The sequence below is a fragment of the Caballeronia sp. LZ003 genome, from assembly GCF_031451465.1.
Lineage (GTDB): Bacteria > Pseudomonadota > Gammaproteobacteria > Burkholderiales > Burkholderiaceae > Caballeronia.
Genome location: NZ_JARUXJ010000026.1, coordinates 1 through 2000, shown reverse-complemented (window position 1 = coordinate 2000; position 2000 = coordinate 1). Strand labels below are relative to the sequence as shown.

Annotated in this window: 2 protein-coding genes; one reads left to right on the top strand and one right to left on the bottom strand. The window is 54.6% G+C overall.

The features are described from left to right. Positions 1 to 1259, top strand: a 1259-nt coding sequence (locus tag QCE79_RS32565) for a hypothetical protein (RefSeq protein WP_309851469.1), incomplete at its 5' end; no start/stop codon positions are given. 195 nt (positions 1260 to 1454) lie between these two features. Here the strand turns inward: QCE79_RS32565 and QCE79_RS32560 are convergent. Further along, the gene (locus tag QCE79_RS32560; RefSeq protein ID WP_309851466.1) at positions 1455 to 1790 is read right to left on the bottom strand and encodes a hypothetical protein; all 336 of its coding nucleotides are present in this window, start codon (positions 1788 to 1790) and stop codon (positions 1455 to 1457) included. Positions 1791 to 2000: the final 210 nt, after the last annotated feature.

Below are 2000 nucleotides of genomic sequence, written 5' to 3'. Positions count from 1 at the left end.
GCGCCTATATGCCGAAAAACTTGCGGCGCCTAAACGCCGAAAACTCCCTGGCGCCTTTATGCCGAAAACGGTTTGGCTCCTTAACGGCGAAAGTTCACAACGCCTTTCGCTGGGTGAAGGAGAACCGCGAGTTTCTGTTCCGGCACGGTCGATTTCAGTTCGTCGATGCCGCGGGACGTCAGCCTCATTTTGACCGCTTCAAGGGAAGCATTTCCGACCGTCCTGGCCACGAACAGACAATCGAGCTGCTATCGGCTCTGTTTCCGACTTTGACGGAGTTGGCAGGTACTCGTGGCTTTATCTTTACTGAACCGTATTTCACGACAGCGACTCGTCGCGGCATCGCGACTGAGGCTGGCTATGACGCGTACTTCCTACTAACGCCGAGCAGTGATGCCATCCCGAAGCGCATCATCGATGACATAACATCGGCAGATGTGATGCTCAATGAAGTGACTTCGATTATCTCGACGACATTAGGAAAGCGAGACACATCCGGCGTGCCCATGGTTATCGAGCTGTTGATGGAGGTCGGTTATCGCTTCGACGCCGAGCCTCCGCCAACGTTGACGGCAAGTCTGCTTGGTGGACTTTTCGAAGCGAGCGGCTCTATCCTCGCCGAGCCAACGCCGCTTGGTTCGTCGAGGCCGGCGCCCGGTGCGTTGCTCGCGACTTTGGTTTTTACCATGCTCGAAAAGCAAGACGAAGAAGCAACCATGCGATTGCTTCTCCCCGCTTACGAGGCATGCTCATCGCTGGATTTTTGCGTTGAAACCTATTTCAAAGCTGCTTCAGCGCTCGAAGAGATACAGATGTTCCCGCACAGGCGACGAACGCCGTTTATCGGGCCGCAGTGCCTGCAGAGAATCGGTGAGTTGCTACTGGGAAAGCTCACCGCTGCGAAGAACGATAAGTCCTTGAACGCGGTTGCATCGGTCTGGGGGCTTGTGCCGGCCTGGCAGAACATCACAAAAAACGACGACGCCAAGAACTGGTTTAGCGAGCAAGTGCGCGATGACCTCCACTTTGCCGTGAGGGTCGTACGAGGCTTTGCTACTCGAAGAAATTCGGACGGAGAGGTTGAATATTCTTTCACTGATGACCTTGACCCTACCCTCTATGACTCCATTGCATTAAGCCAGGCAGTTCAGAAACACTTGCGGGAAGCCCAGCTATCTGACGATGAGCGTCATCTACTTCAAACAGTTAGCGATGGATTCAAGAAGGGCGGGACTGGCGGTCAGCCGGCCGAATCGTAGCCCGAGAGGGACCGGCGCTCAATTTCTATTGGCAACGGCTACGCTGCAGCAATCAGGTGCGACACCCGCACAACCGCTAAGTATTCGCGACGTGCGTTCAATAGCGTGCGTTGCGTGTGCCGTCCCTTCGAACCGACGAGACGGTCGGCTCTATTGCCCACAGGTGTACGGGAATACGCGAACAGCCGAATGCCGTTAAAGGCCTAACAGATGTCTCGCATGTGACGGAGTCTTCGCGTATTCGATATCAAGGCTCGCAAACTCCATCGCGATATCCTCATTGAGCTTCCCCTTTGATTGTTTCCCGGTGTAATCGTTGATGTTTGACGAAAGAAAAACGATACGAGACGTCATTCCCGCGTCTCGAAGCTCTTTGGCGGCTGCAAGATAGGTCTCTGTGACCATGCAATCTTTCGTCGAGTCTTTCCCCTGCTGCGCAGGCGTGCGAGCATGAATCATCCGCTTGTAGGCAAGTTCGTAGAAATTCGGCCGTTCACCCACCGTGGCTGCGGCTAACAACCATCTGTCCACGGCGCTTCGTGCCCTCGCAACGTGTCCACGCAAGTGCCCTGCGTTTGAGACCTCGGTCGCTCCAAATGCTCGTGCAATCAAGTCGATTCTGGCGATGCGGCCGACCAAAGCGTTAAGGACGGTCTGCAGAACACGGTTTAAAATGCCTGTGCACCATGTAGACGTTGGAGCAGTTTTTTTATCCAGCTCGGTCCATCAATGACAGAGGCG